This is a genomic window from Petrotoga mobilis SJ95, from assembly GCF_000018605.1.
Classification (GTDB): Bacteria; Thermotogota; Thermotogae; order Petrotogales; family Petrotogaceae; genus Petrotoga; species Petrotoga mobilis.
In genome coordinates, this window is the sequence record NC_010003.1 from 1,270,182 (window position 1) to 1,286,972 (window position 16,791).

Consider the following 16,791-nt stretch of genomic DNA (forward strand, 5'->3'; position numbering starts at 1 on the left):
TTCATACATTAATATCTTTATTTTTGAATAGGTAATAAGAAAAATAATATATTCCAAAAGATATTAGCAAAATTATTAAGGAATTTACCCAAAAGATTTTTTCCTCTAAAACGGTTTCCATCAAAGGAATATAGTTAAATATGCTGAAGTATTTTATCCAACTTGTTGCCTCTATAGTCTTTGCCATAGTATCTCCAAAATACATGAAAATTAGTATACTAAGTGAGATACCCAGGTTTGAAGAATTGTTTTGGGTGAGTATGCTTATTATCACAGAAATTGAAGAGAAAAATATTTGTACTGTAAGGGAATATATTCCAAAAGCCAACAATATTTCTGGATTATATTCATATTTCATAAAAATAGCGTACATAGAAACAACCGAAAGGGTAAAAATAATGTTTAAAAATAATATATTTATCATTATATTCGTGAATTTAGTTATGTATAAAGTTGATCTACTTATTGGTTTTACGCTCAAATATTCTATGGTTCCTTTTTCATATTCATCTGCAAAAACTTTTCCCACAAGCATCGCTGAAAAAACAGCTCCCAATAAATAAACAAAGCTCATACCTTCTGACCCGAATATGCCTTCTGGTTTAGTAAATATTTGTTCGCTAAAGTTGAAAGATTCGAGTAAAAATTTGGGCATATTATTAATTAGTTCTAATACATTATTAGACTGGGAAAGGATTTGATTACTCATAGGTATATACATACCGGTAAATAAAACAAACAACAATGACCATAATATTGTATTTTTATATGTGAATTTAAGCTCTTTTTTTAATAAATTGAAGTTCATTCTTCATCACTCCTGTAATAATCGATAAATATTTCTTCGAGAGACGGTCTTTTAATTTCAATGTCTTCATATGAACATTTAGATAAAATTTCAAAAAAACTATTTAAATCATCATTTTTTACTAGATAAGTTATAAAAGAATCCGTCTGTTCTTTTATTTCAAAATCATTGAATTTATTTCTTTCTTTGAGTTTGTAGATCGTAATTGTTTTTTTTGATACCTTAGATATCTCTTCAATATCACTTTCTTTTATTATTTTTCCTTTTTTTACTATCCCTACTTTATCACAAATTTTTTCAACTTCCGATAAAATATGTGATGAAAAAAGAATTGTAGCGCCTCTTTCTTTTTCTTTTTCTAAAATATTATATAATTTATGCTGCAAAAGAGGGTCTAAACCGTTGGTAGGTTCATCAAAAATTATGTACTCGGGTCTGTGTACAATGGCTTGTATTATTCCAACTTTTTTCTTGTTTCCCATTGAAAGTTCTTTGAACTTTTTGTTAGTTTCAAGTTCTAATAGATCTATTAGCTCGTTTTCATATTTCTTATCAATATTTTTATAAAATCTATCGTTAAAATCAAAAAAATCTTTTACTCTCATATTTTCATAAAAATTGACTTCTCCAGGGAGGTATCCTATTTTATTTTTTATATGCTTCAAGTCGTGTGGGATGTTTTTATCCCCAATTGTAATTCGCCCTTCATCAATTGAAATCATACCCATCATAGCTCTTATAGTCGTTGTTTTCCCAGCACCATTAGGTCCTATAAGGCCGTATATTTCACCTTTTTTTATTTTAAAGCTAATGTCCTCTACTCCGAGGTATTTTCCATAGTATTTTTTGATATTCTCCACTTTTATCAAATCTGGGGCCTCCTACCTTGAATTAATTTTATATAATTGATGCAAATTTTAACAAAATTATGTTGCCAGAATATAGAGAATTATGTTTCCAAAATATAAAAATAGATAGGGGAACCATTCCTTTGAAGATTAATATTTTATATTGATCTTACTAATCGAAAAAGAAATTTAAAAATCGAAGATTCAAGAAAAAGGTAAAAAGAAAAGATTTAATCAAATTACTATACAAACTTTAATAAATAAAGGGAAATAAGGATATGTAGAGCCACTTTTGAAAAAACAAAGAAAGTAAAACGCCCATGGAGGGCGCTTTTTCAGAAATTATTTCAGTAATTCTTTTAGCTCTTCTATAGTTATTTCTAACAAGTTATCTCCTATGTAATCTATCGTCTTCTCATCTGCTTTTCTTATCTTGTCTTTTATTTCTTCAGTTAGTTGGTTACCAAATCTTTTGCTTAATATTCTAACTGCGAACTCTCTTTCGCCTTCAAGTTTTCCTTTTTCAATACCTTCTCTTTCACCTTCTAATTTTCCTTCGTTTCTCAACTTTTCAGCTATCGTCATAACTATCTCACCCCTTCCAGGCATTATTTCTTTTTGTACTTTTAATATCTCCTCTATCGTTACATCTTACCTTGTATAAATAAAAAGCTTTAATAGGTTAAATAAATGGTGATTTTGTTGGACTTGTGTTTTTTAATTACCCGGTTCCATACCCAAGTTTATCTTCCGATCATTTTTTAGTTCTCTTACGAAAATAATGGTACTTGGTTTATCCTTTATGATTCTCGCTTTATAAAATTGTCCACTTAATACCTTAAGAACATGGAATTTATAAAATATTATCTTTGCTATCTAGGCTGGCTTTGTTATATTCACTATCTGTTTCAAGAATTTAGGTATTCTTTCTTATCTGGTATCTTTGATGTTCTTACTAAATGATACCAAATTATTTAATCATTTGTTCATATTTTATTTTTCTTATTATCTATTTCCTTCCACCTTCCTCAGAGGAAATATGAGATACATATATACACTTTAAATTAATATATCAAAAAAAACTCATGCCCCGTCAAGAGGCATGAGTGTGTTTCTTTATTGAATGAGGTTGAATACTCCGTTTGTCGTTGTTTCAACGATTTCTGCTTCGTCTACTTGTGCGGTTGTTGGTACTAATACGCCTATCAAGCTTTGCATTACTGGTTCTATTTCTACTTGCGTTATTGTTTCTAATACTCCATCAACTGATAGGGTTTTGCTTTTTCCTTCTGCTGGGTCATAGAATTTCATTCTTAATCTTCTCATTCGCTATTTCCTCCTTTTTAGATTATTTCGTAGCTTTCGTCGAAGTAATAAACCGCGTTGGTGTTTTCACAGAGTGAGACTAATCCTTGTAAGGCGGTTTTTATGTCTGCTTCTACGTTTGTGAATAAGTCATAGCTTTTATACTTTTTTTGTTCTTTTCCGTCTACTATGTTTATCCAGATGATCTTTGCCTTTCTTGATTCTAAGTTCATTGCCATGTGTTACCACCTCCTGTGTGTTTTTGTTTTCTTTGGTTTGCCTTGCTTTACTTCCCCGGGGAGAAATCATTTTATGCTTTTTCTGGTTTTGGAAATAGTAATGCTACTACTCCGTCGATGAGTATGGAGATTATTAGATCCATGATCGGAGAGTATTTGCCAATGGATTTTAAGAACTCTCTTACAGCGTTTAGGACGATTTCTTTTTTCTTTTTGCCGTTACCAGGTACTTCCACCATTTGTACAAGGTCAGGGATTAATCCTACTATTTCTTTCATTTTCTCACCTCCACTAATAGTATCCGTAAGAATACTTAAATTGTGGTAAATAATTGTTTACTGTTATATCTATTCCCGCCCGCCGCCCTTTATGGAAGGGACTCCGTCCCTTCTGATCCCTGAATAAAGGCCGGAGAGGCCTTAGTGGATTAAGGGGCTGCGCCCCTTGTGATCCCTAAGCATTAAGGGGGTCCCCCCTTAAAATCCCCAAATTCAAGGTCATAATCATTTAAAAACTAGTTTGCACAGTGCAGCAACCTAAAAAAGCTTTTTGCAGAAACCAGCAAAAGGCTGCGCCCTTTGTGATCTTGCTGAAGGCTTGGTAGCCTTAAAGACGTAAGCGTTTTTTAAAATATTTTTATTATCTATTCCCGCCCACCGCCCCTAGTGGAAGGGGCTGCGCCCCTTGTGATCCCTTATTTAAAGGCTTAGCCTTTAAGATTCCCGTTGTTTATAAAGCTTATTTGATTATCTATTCCCACCCTCCACCCTCAGAGGATAAATTTTTGGGACAAGGTGGGTTAAAAATTGGGACAGTTTTGGGTCAAATTTTGACCCAGTTGTGGGTCAATTTTTGAGACACCCTATAAGGTTTTATGTTATTAATATAAATATATAAAAATATATAATATATCTTTTCTCATTTTGTAGAGAGAAATAAAAATTTGCAGTCTAAGGTAAAAAAGTCTTTTGATAAGTTTTTTTGGAAGCTTTGTCTTTAAATTACTTTCGATTTATGAAGCTTATTTGATTATCTTTTCCCGCCCACCACCCCTTAAGGATTTCTTTTTTTATGAGGCCCATTGCCCCTAGAGGATTTATTTTTTTGATTTTTTTGCAGATACTACTAATGGAAGGAAAAAATTCTTTGAAATGCTGAGGTAATTTTGTGATTGTTTTTAATCTCCTTAAGGCAAGAAGTCGCTTATTTCTTTGGATGGAGTATGAATTCTTACTATCCGTTTGGGATCATAATTAATTGTCCTCGAAATAGGATAATGGCTAGATAGTAATTATTGTCTTGGAACTTGATTTACTTTTTGTTATTTGAATGTTGTATAATTTATCCACAAGAAGATTTATTTCTTTGAATCCTCTTCGGAGTGAAGGCAAATATGAGGAGATGGTAAACAATGAAAAATATTTTATCAGTTGTTCTTACAACTGTTATGTTCATAAGCATGTTGGCACTGGGCGTCTTTGCTGTCGAGCCGACGTATTCTTCCCAGCAGGCTAAAAACTTAGTATCAGAGATCTCAGGTATCGATGCAGCAAAGTTTAATGCCGACCTGAGTTATAGGTACGATGTACCATCTGAGGCTTGGAATATTCACTATTGGGATCAAGAAATAACTGTCAATGCTATGGTGGATGCCTCCACCGGTGAGTTGGTGAGCTATTGGTACTACAAAAACAATTATCCGGGCAGCGAAGATAGCAATGTGCCAAACTACACAAGGGATGAGCTCAAAGACAATGCTTTAAACTTCATAAAGAGATACGCACCCGACAAGTATGACCAGATAGACAAAGCCCCTGATTTTCAATATGGTTTTTATTATTATAAAGGCGGGCAGACAAATTATACCTATCATTTCAAGAGAAACATTGAACAGCTATGTGGTATCAACGACGGGATAGATGTCAACCAAGGGATAGATATAAGCATTGATGCCGCAACCGGAAAGGTATCAAATTATTACATTAACTGGACAGACATATCTAAGGTTGACATCGATGGGTTACTGAGCGAAGATGAAGCTTTAGAGAAAATGGATCAAATAATGGGTACCTTCCTTGTCCAGAAGGAGATATGGAGAGAGAACTTCCCTCTCGAAAATAAGCTCTTGTATGCTCCGGCCAAGAGCGCTGGCTTATATCCTTTGCCAATGGGGATTAATGCTAGAACGGGGGAGCCCGTAAACTACACCGGTCAGACTTTTGAGATGGGCGAAAGGGAAGAGTATAAAGTAACCAATGTAAATAAAATGTCTTCCCTGGGGAAGATGGATGAAAAGAAAGCAAAGGATTTTGTGGAGGAATATCTGAAGAGCATGGGTAATGACCCAGAAAAATTCAATCTAAATATCAGTATAAATGAAAACTATAACGACCAAAATATAAACGTATATAATATTTTTGCTAATCATGGGGATAAAGATAGCAACATCACTTTTAACTCAGTAATTGAGATGGAGACAGGGAAGATAATAAGCCTTAATTATGGCAAAGGGTTAAATCAGCCGACTTTCCCTGATACCGATAATGGCATAGGAATAGAAAAGGCAGTGGAAATTGCAAAGGATTATTTATCCAAGGTAAATCTTCCTTTTGAAAACATGTTAGTTATGTCTGGCAAAGATTACAACTACACAGTAAACTTCATCATGTATCAGGAGGGAGTCTTATACCCCGTTAATACGGTTAATGTCAATGTTGATAACGAGGGTAAAGTAATTCGATTTAATATTAATTACAGTGACATCGAGAAGATCGATACTACTGGAATTATTACCATTGAAGAAGCCGAGGTAAAGCTGTCTCAGTATCAAAAACTTCAGCTCTCCTTTGCTTTACCGAGAGATCAGTATACAGGAGATCCTGTGGGGGAACCGATTCCTGTTTATCAACTCTCCGATATCAACGGCTTTGGGATAGACGCCAAGACGGGTGAGTTTGTAGGATATGGTGAATCCACCTTGCCTATGCCAGGAGGAAAGGTCGACCCTTATACTGGAGTAATCGGAGATAAGAATGAGAAGATCTTAAAGATTTTCATTGATATAGGTATTATGCCTCAACCGGTACCAGAGGTTAGTGAAAATGTGACGGTAGGCCAGGCTGCATTAATACTTACTAAGGCATTTATTCCAAATTATTATTCAACGCCAGAGCCCAGAACAGAGGAAGGGGCTGTAGAAACTACGCCTGAAGGAATCGCCTTGAAAGCTTTAATGAAACAAGGTGTGATAAAAGAGGATGTAAAACCATCCGATGCCGTTACAAGAGCCCAGATTGCCCTATGGCTTTCGAGAGCTGCGGGTTATGGTAAACTTGTAGACTCGGATATATGCTTTATATTACCGGCAAAAGATATCAATGACCTTGTAAAATTTTCAAAGCTTTGCCTTTCAAATTCCTTCAATCTCTTAAAAATTTTATCAACTATTTTCAATGCTTTATCAGTTAAATAAATGTGGTAAAATCTTCTGTCACTTTCATCCTGAATTCTTTTTACAAAACCGGCCTTTTCCATTCTTCTAAGCATAATTGCAACTGTAGAAGTTGAAAGCATAACTTTTTTTGCCAAATCTTTTTGTGAAATTCCAGGATTTTTCCTAACTATAAAAAATATCGGGATTTGACCTGGATGAATCTTGTATTTATCCATTTCACTTTTTAAAATTTGAAACTTTAATCTTTCTATCTCAGAAAAAAGTAAAAAAGTAGAAGAAAATTCAAAATTATCCACCACTTTCCACCTCCAATAGTTTTACATAAAACTATTTTATATCAAACTATTTATTTTGTCAATAAAAAAGTGCCGGATAATACCGGCACTAAAATGTAATAGCTTAAAAGATTATCTTGAAATAGGCTTTAAAGAATCTCTGTATATGGAAGCAATTGTCTTTTCATCTGCTTTTATAGGTGCCATGCTTAGTAACAAACCAAGGGAAGGAGTTTCAAGGGCAAGTTTTGTTAACTTTTCTACATCATTCTCTGTAAAGCCCATATCCTCCAATTTTTCAGTTACGCCCAAATTAAACAACCATTTTTCAATTCCAGCAGCAATTTTTTCCGCTTCTCCTGGAACACCCTTTAGTCCAGGAACAATTGGCTCATATATATCTGCTAAAACTTCTGGTTTTGCAATGTATATATGTTTAACAACTGCTGGAAGAAGCATTGCAAGACCAAGTCCATGTGCTAAATCAGGTTTTACAGCGCTCAATGGATGCTCAAGTGCATGTGTAAAGTGCAACATTCCATTATCAAATGATATGCCTGCTATTGCTGATGCGTATAAAAGATAATATCTTGCTGTTAGATCATCTGGATGTGCCACTGCTTGAGGAAGATATCTAGCAATTAATCTTATTGTTTCTTTCGCAAGTAAAATTGAGTATGGGCTTGCTGCCAAAGTTGTTGCTGCCTCAGTAACATGGTTTACTGCATCTATTGAGGTAAATACAGTTTGACCCTTTGGTAGTGTAACCATTAATTGTGGATCATCAATTGCATAAAGTGGATAAATACAATCGTATGCAATTGATGGTTTGTACTCTTTTTCAAGAATTGAAGCAACAGCAAATCTATCTACTTCAGTTCCTGTTCCATGTGTTGTATTTATTGCAATTATTGGTTTTGCTTTTTCTGGAGTAAATAAACCTTCATAAAGCTCTTCAGCAGTTTTTTCAGGATATTCAAGCAAAATAGCAACACTTTTTGCTGTATCAATTGGACTTCCTCCACCAATTCCAATAACTGCTTGAGCCCCATTTTGTAATCCCAATTCAAAAACAGCATAGCGATAGTAACTGCGTTAGAGGTAATGGATGTAAAAGATGGAGAATTCAAACCCTACGATTTGCTGACATTTTCTGATTTCTGTGCCATAGTATATAATGCCATGAAAAATATGTAGCTAAAATCGGGAAGGAGGTAGATAAATTAATTAATCTACCTCCTACCCCATTATTTCAACAACTTTTTTAGTTCTTCTATGGTTATTTCTAACAAGTTATCCCCTATGTAGTTTATCGTTTTTTCATCCGCTTTTCTTATCTTGTCTTCTATGATATTTGATGATACAATATAAGCATAAACAACTATTTTCTTTAAAAAATGAGTGGGTAGTAGAACGCTTATTCTTTCTGAACTTTTAAGTTCGTTTAAAAGTTTGTTCGCTACCCACTTTCCGCCCATAAATCCGATACTTGATTGACCTTTCAAGGCCGTATTAGAAGGATGATTGCAAAAGGCGGATCCTCAAACAATACTAAAGCGAGGTGAAAAAATATGTATTTTGTAGGTATTGATATTTCTAAAAACTCTTTTCATTACTACATCTCCGATTCAGGTAGGACCAAAATCGATAGTGGTAAATTCAAACAGAATATGAGTGGTTTCACCACTTTCGACAAAATTCTTAAAAAGTTCAACAAAAGAGAGATTATAATTGGTATGGAATCCACTTCTATTTACCATCAACATTTGTTTTCTTATTTACTTAAACACGATTATGATGTCCATATCATTAATCCCCTTTTGTTGAAAGAATTCAGAAAAAGTGAAACTCTTCGCCATTCTAAAAACGACAACATTGATTCCAAGCTGATCTCCATTTGGCTGAAAGAAAAGTATCCAGACAACATCCCTTCTTCTAAGGAGATAGATAATTTCACTCAATACTCTCGCGAGATCATTAACCTTTCTGAGGAGATTTCAAGGGTTAAGAATGAAATCAAACGTTATGTCTACCTTTTGTTCCCTGAATTGGAATCTTTTCAATCTAATATCTTTATCAAGAGTTTAATGAATTTATTGTATAACTTCCCTTCTGCAAGGAAGATCGCTACAACCAACAAAAAACAGCTTATTGATGCGATGAAGATAGATAATCAATTGTATTTCGATGAAAATAAGTTGGACCAAATCATTGAACTTTCTAAAAATTCAATAGCAAGTGGCAACGATGCGCATGAGTTAGCTCTTCAAAAAAGAATAGAATTGTTGTTCAAACTTGAATCAGATCAAAAGCTCTTCAAAGAAAAATTGAAAGAAACTTTGAACAATTCATCAAACGATGTAATTAAAAACCAGGTAGAATTAATACAATCTCTTGATGGTTTCAATGAAACAGCTTTAAATATTGTAGCAGAAACAGGAGATATTAACCGATTCTATTCTGCTTCTGCCCTGGTGGCTTTCGTTGGCATCGATCCTCGTACAGAGGAATCAGGTCAAATGAAAAAAGGCTGGTTCATCAATAGAAAAGGTAACAGATACCTAAGAAAAGCTGTTTACATCGCTGCCATCGTTGCTATTCAAAACAATGAATACTTCAAGAATTATTACATGAAACTACGTACTCGAGGTAAATCACATACTGTTGCTGTGTTAGCCGTAGCGGGAAAATTGTTGAGAATAATATATTCACTGGTAAAGAGTGGGAAAAAATATGATTCTGACTATCATTACAAATTACAAAATCAAGAACTGAGAGCTCATGGCAATTATACAGCAAAAAAATTAAAAAGGAAAAGAGAAATAGTAACCTGAATAAACAACAACTGCTACTTTCAACCTAGAAGTATGACTGAATGAGGATTTTTTAAATAGAAAATATTTAAAATTTTTTTAATTAAATAGGGGACTATCATACTTGACTTTTAAAATTTCTTCAGGTGAAAGAGGTTCATTATAATAATCCTCATTCGCATTATCATCTGCTCTTATGTAAGCCCCTTCAACAGACACTCCAGCGTAGAAGCCCTTTGCAATTGAATAAGAATAAATGGAGGCTTGTAATTTATAATCTAAATCTGCAGAAAGCTGTCTACCCAATGGTCCAGCAGAAATACCAACTGAACCTCCTAAGGTAAAGTTGTTTCCCATGAACCCTTCCATTCCTTTTTCATTCATTACAACTAAGATTAACGCTGCGGATTGTACTCCTATTTGTGCTCCCCAGCTTAATCCATATATATTTACAAATGACGGCCCGTACCATTTTCCTGTTTCACTGTCTTTTCTTAATACAATGCCTTCACCATACTGTCCACCAACCACATAACCCAATTTATAAAATGTAGGAAAGATTACTAAGCCTTCTGACAATTCTACTAATTGAACAAAAGCTCCGCTATCTGGTTTTGATAATAACTCTTCTACAGCTAAGAGAGCTTCTTCTACGGTATCTTGAGCAGTGGCATATAAGCTAAATGAAAACAGTAGGATAATGAGAGTTGCTAAAATACTTTTTTTCATTTTTCATCCCCTCGCTTTTAAAACTTTACTTTGTTTAGAAACTTTAAGGCTGATTAGTCTAATAAAAATTTTTACTTTTTCGATTCTCTCTTAATATTATATCAAATAAAAAGATTATTTAAAAACGATGTATTTATTACTAAATAATAATGGCTACGAGTCCGATAGCAAAACAATAATATGAAAAATATTTTAGTTTTCCAACCAGTACCGTTTTTTTCAGTAGATACAGACCAAACAAACCAAACACGAACGCAAACAACCCTCCTAAAATTACCCAAGGAGAAAAAGTAACCTTATTTATTTCAAAAATACCCGCCCCAAAGGTTACAGGAAGGCTCATCAAAAAGGAATATTTTAGGGCATCTTCCCTTTTTGTTTTCATTAAAAGAGCACCGAACAACGTTGCACCGCTTCTAGATATCCCTGGAAATATTGCAAGGGCTTGCATGAGACCTATAATCAAGGCATCAACATAAGTTATCTGTGTTAAACTCTTTTTACCTTTTAGTGTGTCAGAAATTAATAAAAAGACGGCTGTTACCATTAAAAAAACTCCAATCAATGTAAGAGAAGAAAAGGCTGATTCGATCAAAGATTCCAAGGTAAAACCTACAACAGCAGCTGGGATTGAGGAAATGATTAATTTAAGGATTAGAGTAAGTGATTCTTTTTCCCATTTAAAGAGTCCCTTGATCAAATTGACAACTTCTTTCCAAACAAAGAACAATACGGCAAAAAAGGTGGATAAATGAAGAAGGGCGAAATACGGTACGTTGGTGTCGATGTTCATAAAGGATGAAAATAATGCCAGATGTCCTGAACTGGATACTGGTAGAAATTCCGTTAGACCTTGTACGATTCCTAAAATGATTTCTCTCACTTTTTACCTCCTAAGTTGATAGATTTTTATAGTATTTTTATAAGCTCTAAAAACTTGATAGATAGCGCCCCTTCGCCCCGCTCCCCACCCATAAGGAAAGGCTTGGTAAGCCATCGCCCCGCTCCCCACCCATAAGGAAAGGTTTGGTAAGCCATCGCCCCGCTCCCCACTTCAACCTTTCAACTTTTCTTTTAGGTATTCTAAAGCTAATATATATCCATAGAATCCTAGTCCAGATATGACCCCATCGCATGAGGAAGAGGTAACAGATGTTTGCCTAAAACTTTCCCTTGCCATGATATTTGTTAGATGAACCTCCACTTTCGGCACATTTACAATTTCTAAGGCATCTCTTATCGCATAAGAATAATGTGTATAAGCACCAGGATTGATTATTAAAGCTTCAAAATCCAATTTTTGAATTCTATCAATGATTTGACCTTCCGAATTGGATTGAAAAAACTCAACATCTATACTATTATTTTGTGCAAAATGGTTTATCTGGTCTTTTAAATCTTCGTAGGTTTCAGTTCCATAGATATCTTTAGGACGTTTCCCTAACATATTCAAGTTAGGACCGTTTATTATCAGAATCAAAAGATTTCACCTTCTTTTATTGTGATTTCTTCTATTATAATATTTCCTGGTGACTTTAAAATTGGCATTTTTATTTTTTGATTTGCCCCTATTTTTTTGTCATTTGATAAATAATAATATATGTCTTTTTCATCTATTTGAATGTTTCTAACTTTTTCAGGAACAAGTGCTTCTAATGTATCTTTAATTTCTAGATAATCTTTTTCTTCCAAATATTTTTTCTTGTAAAAAAACTCTATTTCTTTGATCAAACCCCATCCAACCGATAACCCATGTGCGATTCCTGTAGTGGCTTCAAAGGCGTGACCTAAAGTGTGTCCAAGATTTAAACAACTTCTCAACCCCGTATCTTTGAAATCTTGTTCCACTATACGAAGTTTTTCCTCTACGGATCTTTTAATAAAAAAAGATAATTTATCTAGATTCCTGTTAAGTATTTCTTGCAAATTCTCTTTAAAATACTCATAAAAATCATTCCCTGAGATCAATGCCATTTTATAACCTTCGATTAAACCTTCTATGAATGTTTCGTCATCTAAAGATAATATGGAAAGTGGGTCTATAACCACTTCTATGGGTAAGTTTATCGTTCCCACGACATTTTTGTATTTTTTGAAATCTATTCCATTTTTTCCGCCTATTGCAGCATCGATCTGAGAAAGAAGTGTGGTAGGGTAAAATGAAAAGTTCATTCCCCTTTTGTAAGTGGAGCCAACAAAACCTGTAAAATCGGTTATAGTTCCTCCACCAATCCCAAGAAGCAAATTATCTCTAGAGACATTGTTTTCAAGTAGATATTCGTAAGCCCTTATTACAAGAGAGATGTCTTTTGTTTTTTCCCCGTTCGGTAAGACAAGTTTTTTCTGTGGCAGGTACTCTCCGTATAGTTCATTGACCTTTTCGCTGGTGAAAACTATGGAATCTGGGGGGGGAGACTTTAGGCTTCCTGCATTTATTGATACTTTTTGAAAAGATGAATCAATTTCAAAATGGTTTTTAATATCGTATTGGTAGAGGATTTTAGCCACCGATTCCCATTCAGTCAAATTTGTGATATCAACCGTTTTGAATTGTTCATACAATTCTTTTCTATCTTTGTAGATCTTTATAATATTTTCTTTGTTGTTTGCAAGAAGGGGCCTATTTTCTAAACTTACGCGATCTTTAAGCTTTTCAGGAGTTACTTTCAGATATATGGCATTTTCTTTTTTTAATATAGCTCTATTTTTAGCACTTAAGATTATTCCTCCTCCAGTTGATACAACGAAGGAATTAGTGTTTTCAGCTAATTTTTCGAGGATAGTACTTTCCAGTTTTCTGAAGTATTCTTCACCGTATTTTTCAAAGATATCTTTTATTTTAAGATTTTCATTTTTTTCAATTTCATCATCTGTGTCGATATGGGGTATGGAAAGTACTTTTGAAATCTTTTTTGCAAGGGTAGTTTTTCCAGACCCCATCATTCCTACCAAGAAGATTTTCATCGAATATCACCTTATTTCTTGAAGTATCTATCTTTTATAAGTTCAATGTTGTCGTTTCCAAATCCGTCTATAATTTCTTCCATCAATATAATAGCCAGAGTGCATTCTGTTATTACAGTCGCAGCGGGAATAATAACAGAATCAGATCTTATGTAAGGGCCTTCTTTTGATTCTTTGGTTTTAAGATCCACAGAAGGCAGAGGACTTGCAAGTGTTGAAATAGGTTTGAAGTACGTAGTAACGACTATGTTTTCTCCATTTGTTATCCCCGCTTCTATGCCACCTGCGTAATTCTTTGTTCTTCGTATAACCCCATCTTCAACTGTAAAAGGATCTTGGAATTCAGAGCCAGGTATACTTACATCTTCTTTGCCTATAAAAACCCCTTTCACAGAAGGGATCGACATAAAGTATTTTCCTATTTTTGAATCAACTCTGTTCAAAACATCGGCGTAACTTCCCAATCCAGGTTTCACATTTGTGGCGAATGTTTTTACACTGCCTCCCAAGGTGGTTGCTTTTTTTAGGGCATTTTCTTTTATTTCTTCCATCATTTTTTCAGAAATATCTTCAAAAGGACATTGAACTTCCGATTCATTTCTTTTTTGAATATAGTAAGTGAAATCTTTTTGGATTTCTTCGAACCTTTCTTCTTCAACACTGACTTTTCCGATCGATTTTACAAAACTCATCGTTGTAATACCGAAATTTTCAAGAAATTGTTTGGCAACGCTCCCTATCGCAGTGAGTACACTTGTCCAGCGCGCGCTGTTTCTTTCCGTGTATATATTCAAGTCATCTAATCTGTATTTATACCAACAGGAATAATCCCCATGTCCAGGCCTTGGAATATGTCTTTCTTCTTTAATGGGATTTTTTGCTTTGTTGTTTATAATTAAAACCAATGGAGCTCCAGTAGTTATTCCCTCCCATAATCCGGAAACGATTATTACTTCATCTTTTTCTAATTTCATCCTGTTCCCACGGCCGTACCCTAACTGTCTTCTTCTTAGGTCTGTGTTTATTTTTTCTATATCTATCTTTAACCCTGCTGGTATTTCTTCTATTAATCCAATCATCTGTGGACCATGTGAATCTCCAGCTATCTTTACTTGCATTTTATTCACCTCGAGCAAAAGTTTTAAAAGTTTCATCGAATATTTCTGGTGTATAAATCTGCCAAATCTTCAAATTTTCAATTGCTTGATGGTACCAAAAAGTACGTCCATCTATACATTTAATATTGCTTTCTTTTGCAATCTTTTGGAGAGGGGTATTATTGTAAACAATATCGTAAATTAGAGATAGATTGGAAAGATCGCTAACTTCTAAATTAAATGATTCTCCAAACATTCCAATAGAAGTGGCGTTTATGAAGGTTTTAGAACTAAGGATTATGCTTTGTAGGTGGTCAAAAGATTCTATTTTTATATCTATTTTTGACAAGAAAATCTTTCTTAATTTTTCTGCTCTTTCTACCGTTCGATTTACAAGAAACAACTTTTTTATACCCATTTTGTACAAAGCGTAGATGATGGATTTACTCGCACCACCCGCTCCAACTAAAAGTACTGGTTCTTGCAGCATCGATGATTTTAACGAGTTATAAAAGCCTTTCCAATCTGTGTTGTAACCCTTATTGTTGAAAATACAGTTAACCGCATTTATTTCTTTGGCTTCTTCAACAGGTTCGACGTATTTAATCACTTTTTCTTTGAATGGAACCGTAACGTTGAGTCCATGGTAAGAATCAATATATTTGTTAATTTCATCATCAAAATTATCAGGTGCTATAACAATATCTTCATATACAGCATCGATGTTAGCTTTTTTAAAGTATTCATTAAAAACCCTTTTTGATAAGCTTTCTTTGTGAGGGTATTCTAATAATCCGAATTTTTTCATCATATACTCCTTATCTTCTCAAAAATCTCTGTAAATTCCGGGAAAGATATATTCACGCATTCAAAATTATCAATTTCTATTGGATTATCTGCGATCAATCCGGCTATAGCAAGTGACATGGCTATTCTATGATCGTTGTAACTTTCACAAGTACAGTTTCCTCGTATTTTCTGATTGCCAATTATATCAAAACCATCTTCTTTTTCTAAAATATCTATGCCTAATTTTTTTAATTCTCTGGTGATTGCTCTTATTCTGTCTGTTTCTTTGTAACGTAATTCTTTTGCGTCTTTTATAGTTGTTTTCCCTTTCGCTTGGGTAGCAGCTATCGCCAGTATAGGGATTTCATCGATAATCAAAGGAATCATCTCACCTTTTATTTCAACACCTTTTAACGAACTACTTTTTACGAGTAAATCCCCAACTGGCTCATTGTTTAATGTTTTTTCGTTGATTATCTTTATATCCGCTCCCATCATCTTCAACACGGATAATATGCCAGTTCTAGTTGGGTTGATTCCCACATTTTTTATCAATAACGTCGAGTTTTTTGTTATAAGGGCAGCAACTATGAAAAAGGATGCGGATGATAGATCACCCGGTACAAAGAACTCCCGACCTTCAAGATTTTTAGTGAGACCTCGGATAACAACAGTTGTATCTTTTTGAGCGATATCAGCACCAAAATATTTTAACATCCTTTCAGTATGATCACGAGATTTGGCGGGTTCTATTACTTGAGTTTCTCCTTTTGCATACAAAGCTGCCAACAAAATTGCAGATTTAACTTGGGCGCTTGCAACTGGAGTTTTATAAACAAGGGGGGATATATCTTTCGTCCCCAATATTGTGATGGGAGCAAATTCGCCATTTTTCCTGGCAAAAAAACGTCCACCCATTTTACTTAGTGGATCTATGACTCTTTTCATAGGCCTTTCCCTCAAAGAGTCGTCCCCTGTAATTACACTGTAAAAATTTTGAGCCGATAATACACCCATCATTAAGCGCATTGTGGTTCCAGAGTTTTTTGCGTTTAGAACGTTTGATGGTTCAATGAAATTATCCTTTCCCTTACCCTCTACAATTACCTCATCTTCGCTAATTTGTTTGATACTGGCGCCTATTGAATTTAATATATTTAACGTACTTAAGGTATCTTCAGAACTTAAAAAATTGTGTATTTTTGTTTCACCTTCAGCGAGGGAACCAATGATTAGTGCCCTGTGTGATATTGATTTATCACCTGGTAGGGTGATCTCTGCATTTATATTTTCTGTTGGAGTTACTTCAATTTTCATCTTTACCTCCTTGTACTTCGTTTTTTGCCTCCCCTAGAAATTTTGAAAACTTTATAAATAGCGCCCTTTCACCCCGCTCCCCACCCTTCTAAGGAAGGCACCCCGTACCCCTTTAAAAATCTAAATCTAATTCTTGAAACTCGTTTTAGTACC

The 16,791-nt window shown here is 34.3% G+C and carries 17 protein-coding genes and 1 pseudogene; 2 read left to right on the top strand and 16 right to left on the bottom strand.

From position 1 onward, the window contains the following. Nucleotide 1 precedes the first annotated feature (1 nt). From PMOB_RS06095 to PMOB_RS06120, 6 genes are all read right to left on the bottom strand, one after another. Entirely contained in the window at nucleotides 2-808 is an 807-nt protein-coding gene (locus PMOB_RS06095; protein WP_012209004.1) for an ABC transporter permease subunit, read from the bottom strand. Then, a complete protein-coding gene (locus tag PMOB_RS06100; RefSeq protein WP_231282496.1) occupies nucleotides 805-1,668 on the bottom strand; it encodes an ABC transporter ATP-binding protein in 864 nt (287 codons plus the stop codon). Before PMOB_RS06100 ends, PMOB_RS06095 begins: the two co-directional genes overlap by 4 nt. Before the next feature lie 330 nt (nucleotides 1,669-1,998). Continuing rightward, nucleotides 1,999-2,241 carry an RpnC/YadD family protein gene (locus tag PMOB_RS06105; protein ID WP_231282458.1) on the bottom strand — a complete coding sequence of 81 codons (243 nt, stop codon included), beginning with the start codon at nucleotides 2,239-2,241 and terminating at the stop codon, nucleotides 1,999-2,001. A gap of 531 nt (nucleotides 2,242-2,772) precedes the next feature. Next, nucleotides 2,773-2,982, bottom strand: a complete 210-nt coding sequence (locus tag PMOB_RS06110) for a DUF2922 domain-containing protein (RefSeq protein ID WP_012209006.1) — start codon at nucleotides 2,980-2,982, stop codon at nucleotides 2,773-2,775. Nucleotides 2,983-2,999: 17 nt separating this feature from the next. Then, nucleotides 3,000-3,200 (bottom strand): hypothetical protein, encoded by a 201-nt coding sequence (locus tag PMOB_RS06115; RefSeq protein ID WP_012209007.1) that lies wholly within the window; start codon nucleotides 3,198-3,200, stop codon nucleotides 3,000-3,002. 71 nt (nucleotides 3,201-3,271) lie between these two features. Further along, nucleotides 3,272-3,478 (bottom strand): hypothetical protein, encoded by a 207-nt coding sequence (locus tag PMOB_RS06120; RefSeq protein ID WP_012209008.1) that lies wholly within the window; start codon nucleotides 3,476-3,478, stop codon nucleotides 3,272-3,274. Between the two features lie 1,133 nt (nucleotides 3,479-4,611). On the opposite strand from PMOB_RS06120, the gene PMOB_RS10925 reads away from it, so the two are divergent. Next, nucleotides 4,612-6,672, top strand: coding sequence for a YcdB/YcdC domain-containing protein (locus PMOB_RS10925; protein ID WP_012209009.1), 2,061 nt, complete (start codon nucleotides 4,612-4,614; stop codon nucleotides 6,670-6,672). 20 nt (nucleotides 6,673-6,692) lie between these two features. Here the strand turns inward: PMOB_RS10925 and PMOB_RS11155 are convergent. The 3 genes and pseudogenes from PMOB_RS11155 to PMOB_RS06135 form a co-directional block, all read right to left on the bottom strand. Further along, nucleotides 6,693-6,869, bottom strand: a pseudogene (locus tag PMOB_RS11155) (MarR family winged helix-turn-helix transcriptional regulator); the annotation flags it as partial. A 192-nt stretch (nucleotides 6,870-7,061) separates the two neighbouring features. Further along, the gene (locus PMOB_RS06130) at nucleotides 7,062-7,994 is read right to left on the bottom strand and encodes an iron-containing alcohol dehydrogenase (RefSeq protein WP_012209011.1); all 933 of its coding nucleotides are present in this window, start codon (nucleotides 7,992-7,994) and stop codon (nucleotides 7,062-7,064) included. Nucleotides 7,995-8,176: 182 nt separating this feature from the next. Next, nucleotides 8,177-8,407, bottom strand: a complete 231-nt coding sequence (locus PMOB_RS06135; protein WP_012209012.1) for a hypothetical protein — start codon at nucleotides 8,405-8,407, stop codon at nucleotides 8,177-8,179. A gap of 93 nt (nucleotides 8,408-8,500) precedes the next feature. On the opposite strand from PMOB_RS06135, the gene PMOB_RS06140 reads away from it, so the two are divergent. After that, on the top strand, nucleotides 8,501-9,763 hold the full coding sequence (locus tag PMOB_RS06140; protein WP_012208365.1) for an IS110 family RNA-guided transposase: 1,263 nt from the start codon (nucleotides 8,501-8,503) through the stop codon (nucleotides 9,761-9,763). Between the two features lie 78 nt (nucleotides 9,764-9,841). On the opposite strand, the gene PMOB_RS06145 is transcribed toward PMOB_RS06140, so the two are convergent. From PMOB_RS06145 to aroA, 7 genes are all read right to left on the bottom strand, one after another. Continuing rightward, nucleotides 9,842-10,471, bottom strand: a complete 630-nt coding sequence (locus tag PMOB_RS06145; RefSeq protein ID WP_012209013.1) for a lipid-binding SYLF domain-containing protein — start codon at nucleotides 10,469-10,471, stop codon at nucleotides 9,842-9,844. 139 nt (nucleotides 10,472-10,610) lie between these two features. Continuing rightward, nucleotides 10,611-11,354, bottom strand: coding sequence for an undecaprenyl-diphosphate phosphatase (locus PMOB_RS06150; protein ID WP_012209014.1), 744 nt, complete (start codon nucleotides 11,352-11,354; stop codon nucleotides 10,611-10,613). 171 nt (nucleotides 11,355-11,525) lie between these two features. Further along, nucleotides 11,526-11,951, bottom strand: a complete 426-nt coding sequence (gene aroQ, locus PMOB_RS06155) for a type II 3-dehydroquinate dehydratase (RefSeq protein WP_012209015.1) — start codon at nucleotides 11,949-11,951, stop codon at nucleotides 11,526-11,528. Continuing rightward, the gene (aroB, locus tag PMOB_RS06160) at nucleotides 11,948-13,435 is read right to left on the bottom strand and encodes a bifunctional shikimate kinase AroK/3-dehydroquinate synthase AroB (protein ID WP_012209016.1); all 1,488 of its coding nucleotides are present in this window, start codon (nucleotides 13,433-13,435) and stop codon (nucleotides 11,948-11,950) included. Before aroB ends, aroQ begins: the two co-directional genes overlap by 4 nt. 11 nt (nucleotides 13,436-13,446) lie before the next feature. Continuing rightward, nucleotides 13,447-14,553: a chorismate synthase gene (aroC, locus tag PMOB_RS06165; RefSeq protein ID WP_012209017.1), complete on the bottom strand. Its 1,107-nt coding sequence runs from the start codon at nucleotides 14,551-14,553 to the stop codon at nucleotides 13,447-13,449. A gap of 1 nt (nucleotide 14,554) precedes the next feature. Then, nucleotides 14,555-15,343, bottom strand: coding sequence for a shikimate dehydrogenase family protein (locus PMOB_RS06170; protein ID WP_155811073.1), 789 nt, complete (start codon nucleotides 15,341-15,343; stop codon nucleotides 14,555-14,557). Beyond that, a complete protein-coding gene (aroA, locus tag PMOB_RS06175) occupies nucleotides 15,340-16,638 on the bottom strand; it encodes a 3-phosphoshikimate 1-carboxyvinyltransferase (RefSeq protein ID WP_012209019.1) in 1,299 nt (432 codons plus the stop codon). Before aroA ends, PMOB_RS06170 begins: the two co-directional genes overlap by 4 nt. Nucleotides 16,639-16,791: the final 153 nt, after the last annotated feature.

What these genes read in the sequence shown, in the direction of transcription:
- aroC (WP_012209017.1), bottom strand. Translation starts at nt 14,553, where the DNA reads ATGCAAGTAAAGATAGCTGGAGATTCACATGGTCCACAGATGATTGGA.
- aroB (WP_012209016.1), bottom strand. Translation starts at nt 13,435, where the DNA reads ATGAAAATCTTCTTGGTAGGAATGATGGGGTCTGGAAAAACTACCCTT.
- PMOB_RS06115 (WP_012209007.1), bottom strand. Translation starts at nt 3,200, where the DNA reads ATGGCAATGAACTTAGAATCAAGAAAGGCAAAGATCATCTGGATAAAC.
- PMOB_RS06105 (WP_231282458.1), bottom strand. Translation starts at nt 2,241, where the DNA reads ATGACGATAGCTGAAAAGTTGAGAAACGAAGGAAAATTAGAAGGTGAA.
- PMOB_RS10925 (WP_012209009.1), top strand. Translation starts at nt 4,612, where the DNA reads ATGAAAAATATTTTATCAGTTGTTCTTACAACTGTTATGTTCATAAGC.
- PMOB_RS06095 (WP_012209004.1), bottom strand. Translation starts at nt 808, where the DNA reads ATGAACTTCAATTTATTAAAAAAAGAGCTTAAATTCACATATAAAAAT.
- aroA (WP_012209019.1), bottom strand. Translation starts at nt 16,638, where the DNA reads ATGAAAATTGAAGTAACTCCAACAGAAAATATAAATGCAGAGATCACC.
- PMOB_RS06145 (WP_012209013.1), bottom strand. Translation starts at nt 10,471, where the DNA reads ATGAAAAAAAGTATTTTAGCAACTCTCATTATCCTACTGTTTTCATTT.
- PMOB_RS06110 (WP_012209006.1), bottom strand. Translation starts at nt 2,982, where the DNA reads ATGAGAAGATTAAGAATGAAATTCTATGACCCAGCAGAAGGAAAAAGC.
- PMOB_RS06120 (WP_012209008.1), bottom strand. Translation starts at nt 3,478, where the DNA reads ATGAAAGAAATAGTAGGATTAATCCCTGACCTTGTACAAATGGTGGAA.
- PMOB_RS06170 (WP_155811073.1), bottom strand. Translation starts at nt 15,343, where the DNA reads ATGATGAAAAAATTCGGATTATTAGAATACCCTCACAAAGAAAGCTTA.
- PMOB_RS06140 (WP_012208365.1), top strand. Translation starts at nt 8,501, where the DNA reads ATGTATTTTGTAGGTATTGATATTTCTAAAAACTCTTTTCATTACTAC.
- PMOB_RS06135 (WP_012209012.1), bottom strand. Translation starts at nt 8,407, where the DNA reads ATGGGCGGAAAGTGGGTAGCGAACAAACTTTTAAACGAACTTAAAAGT.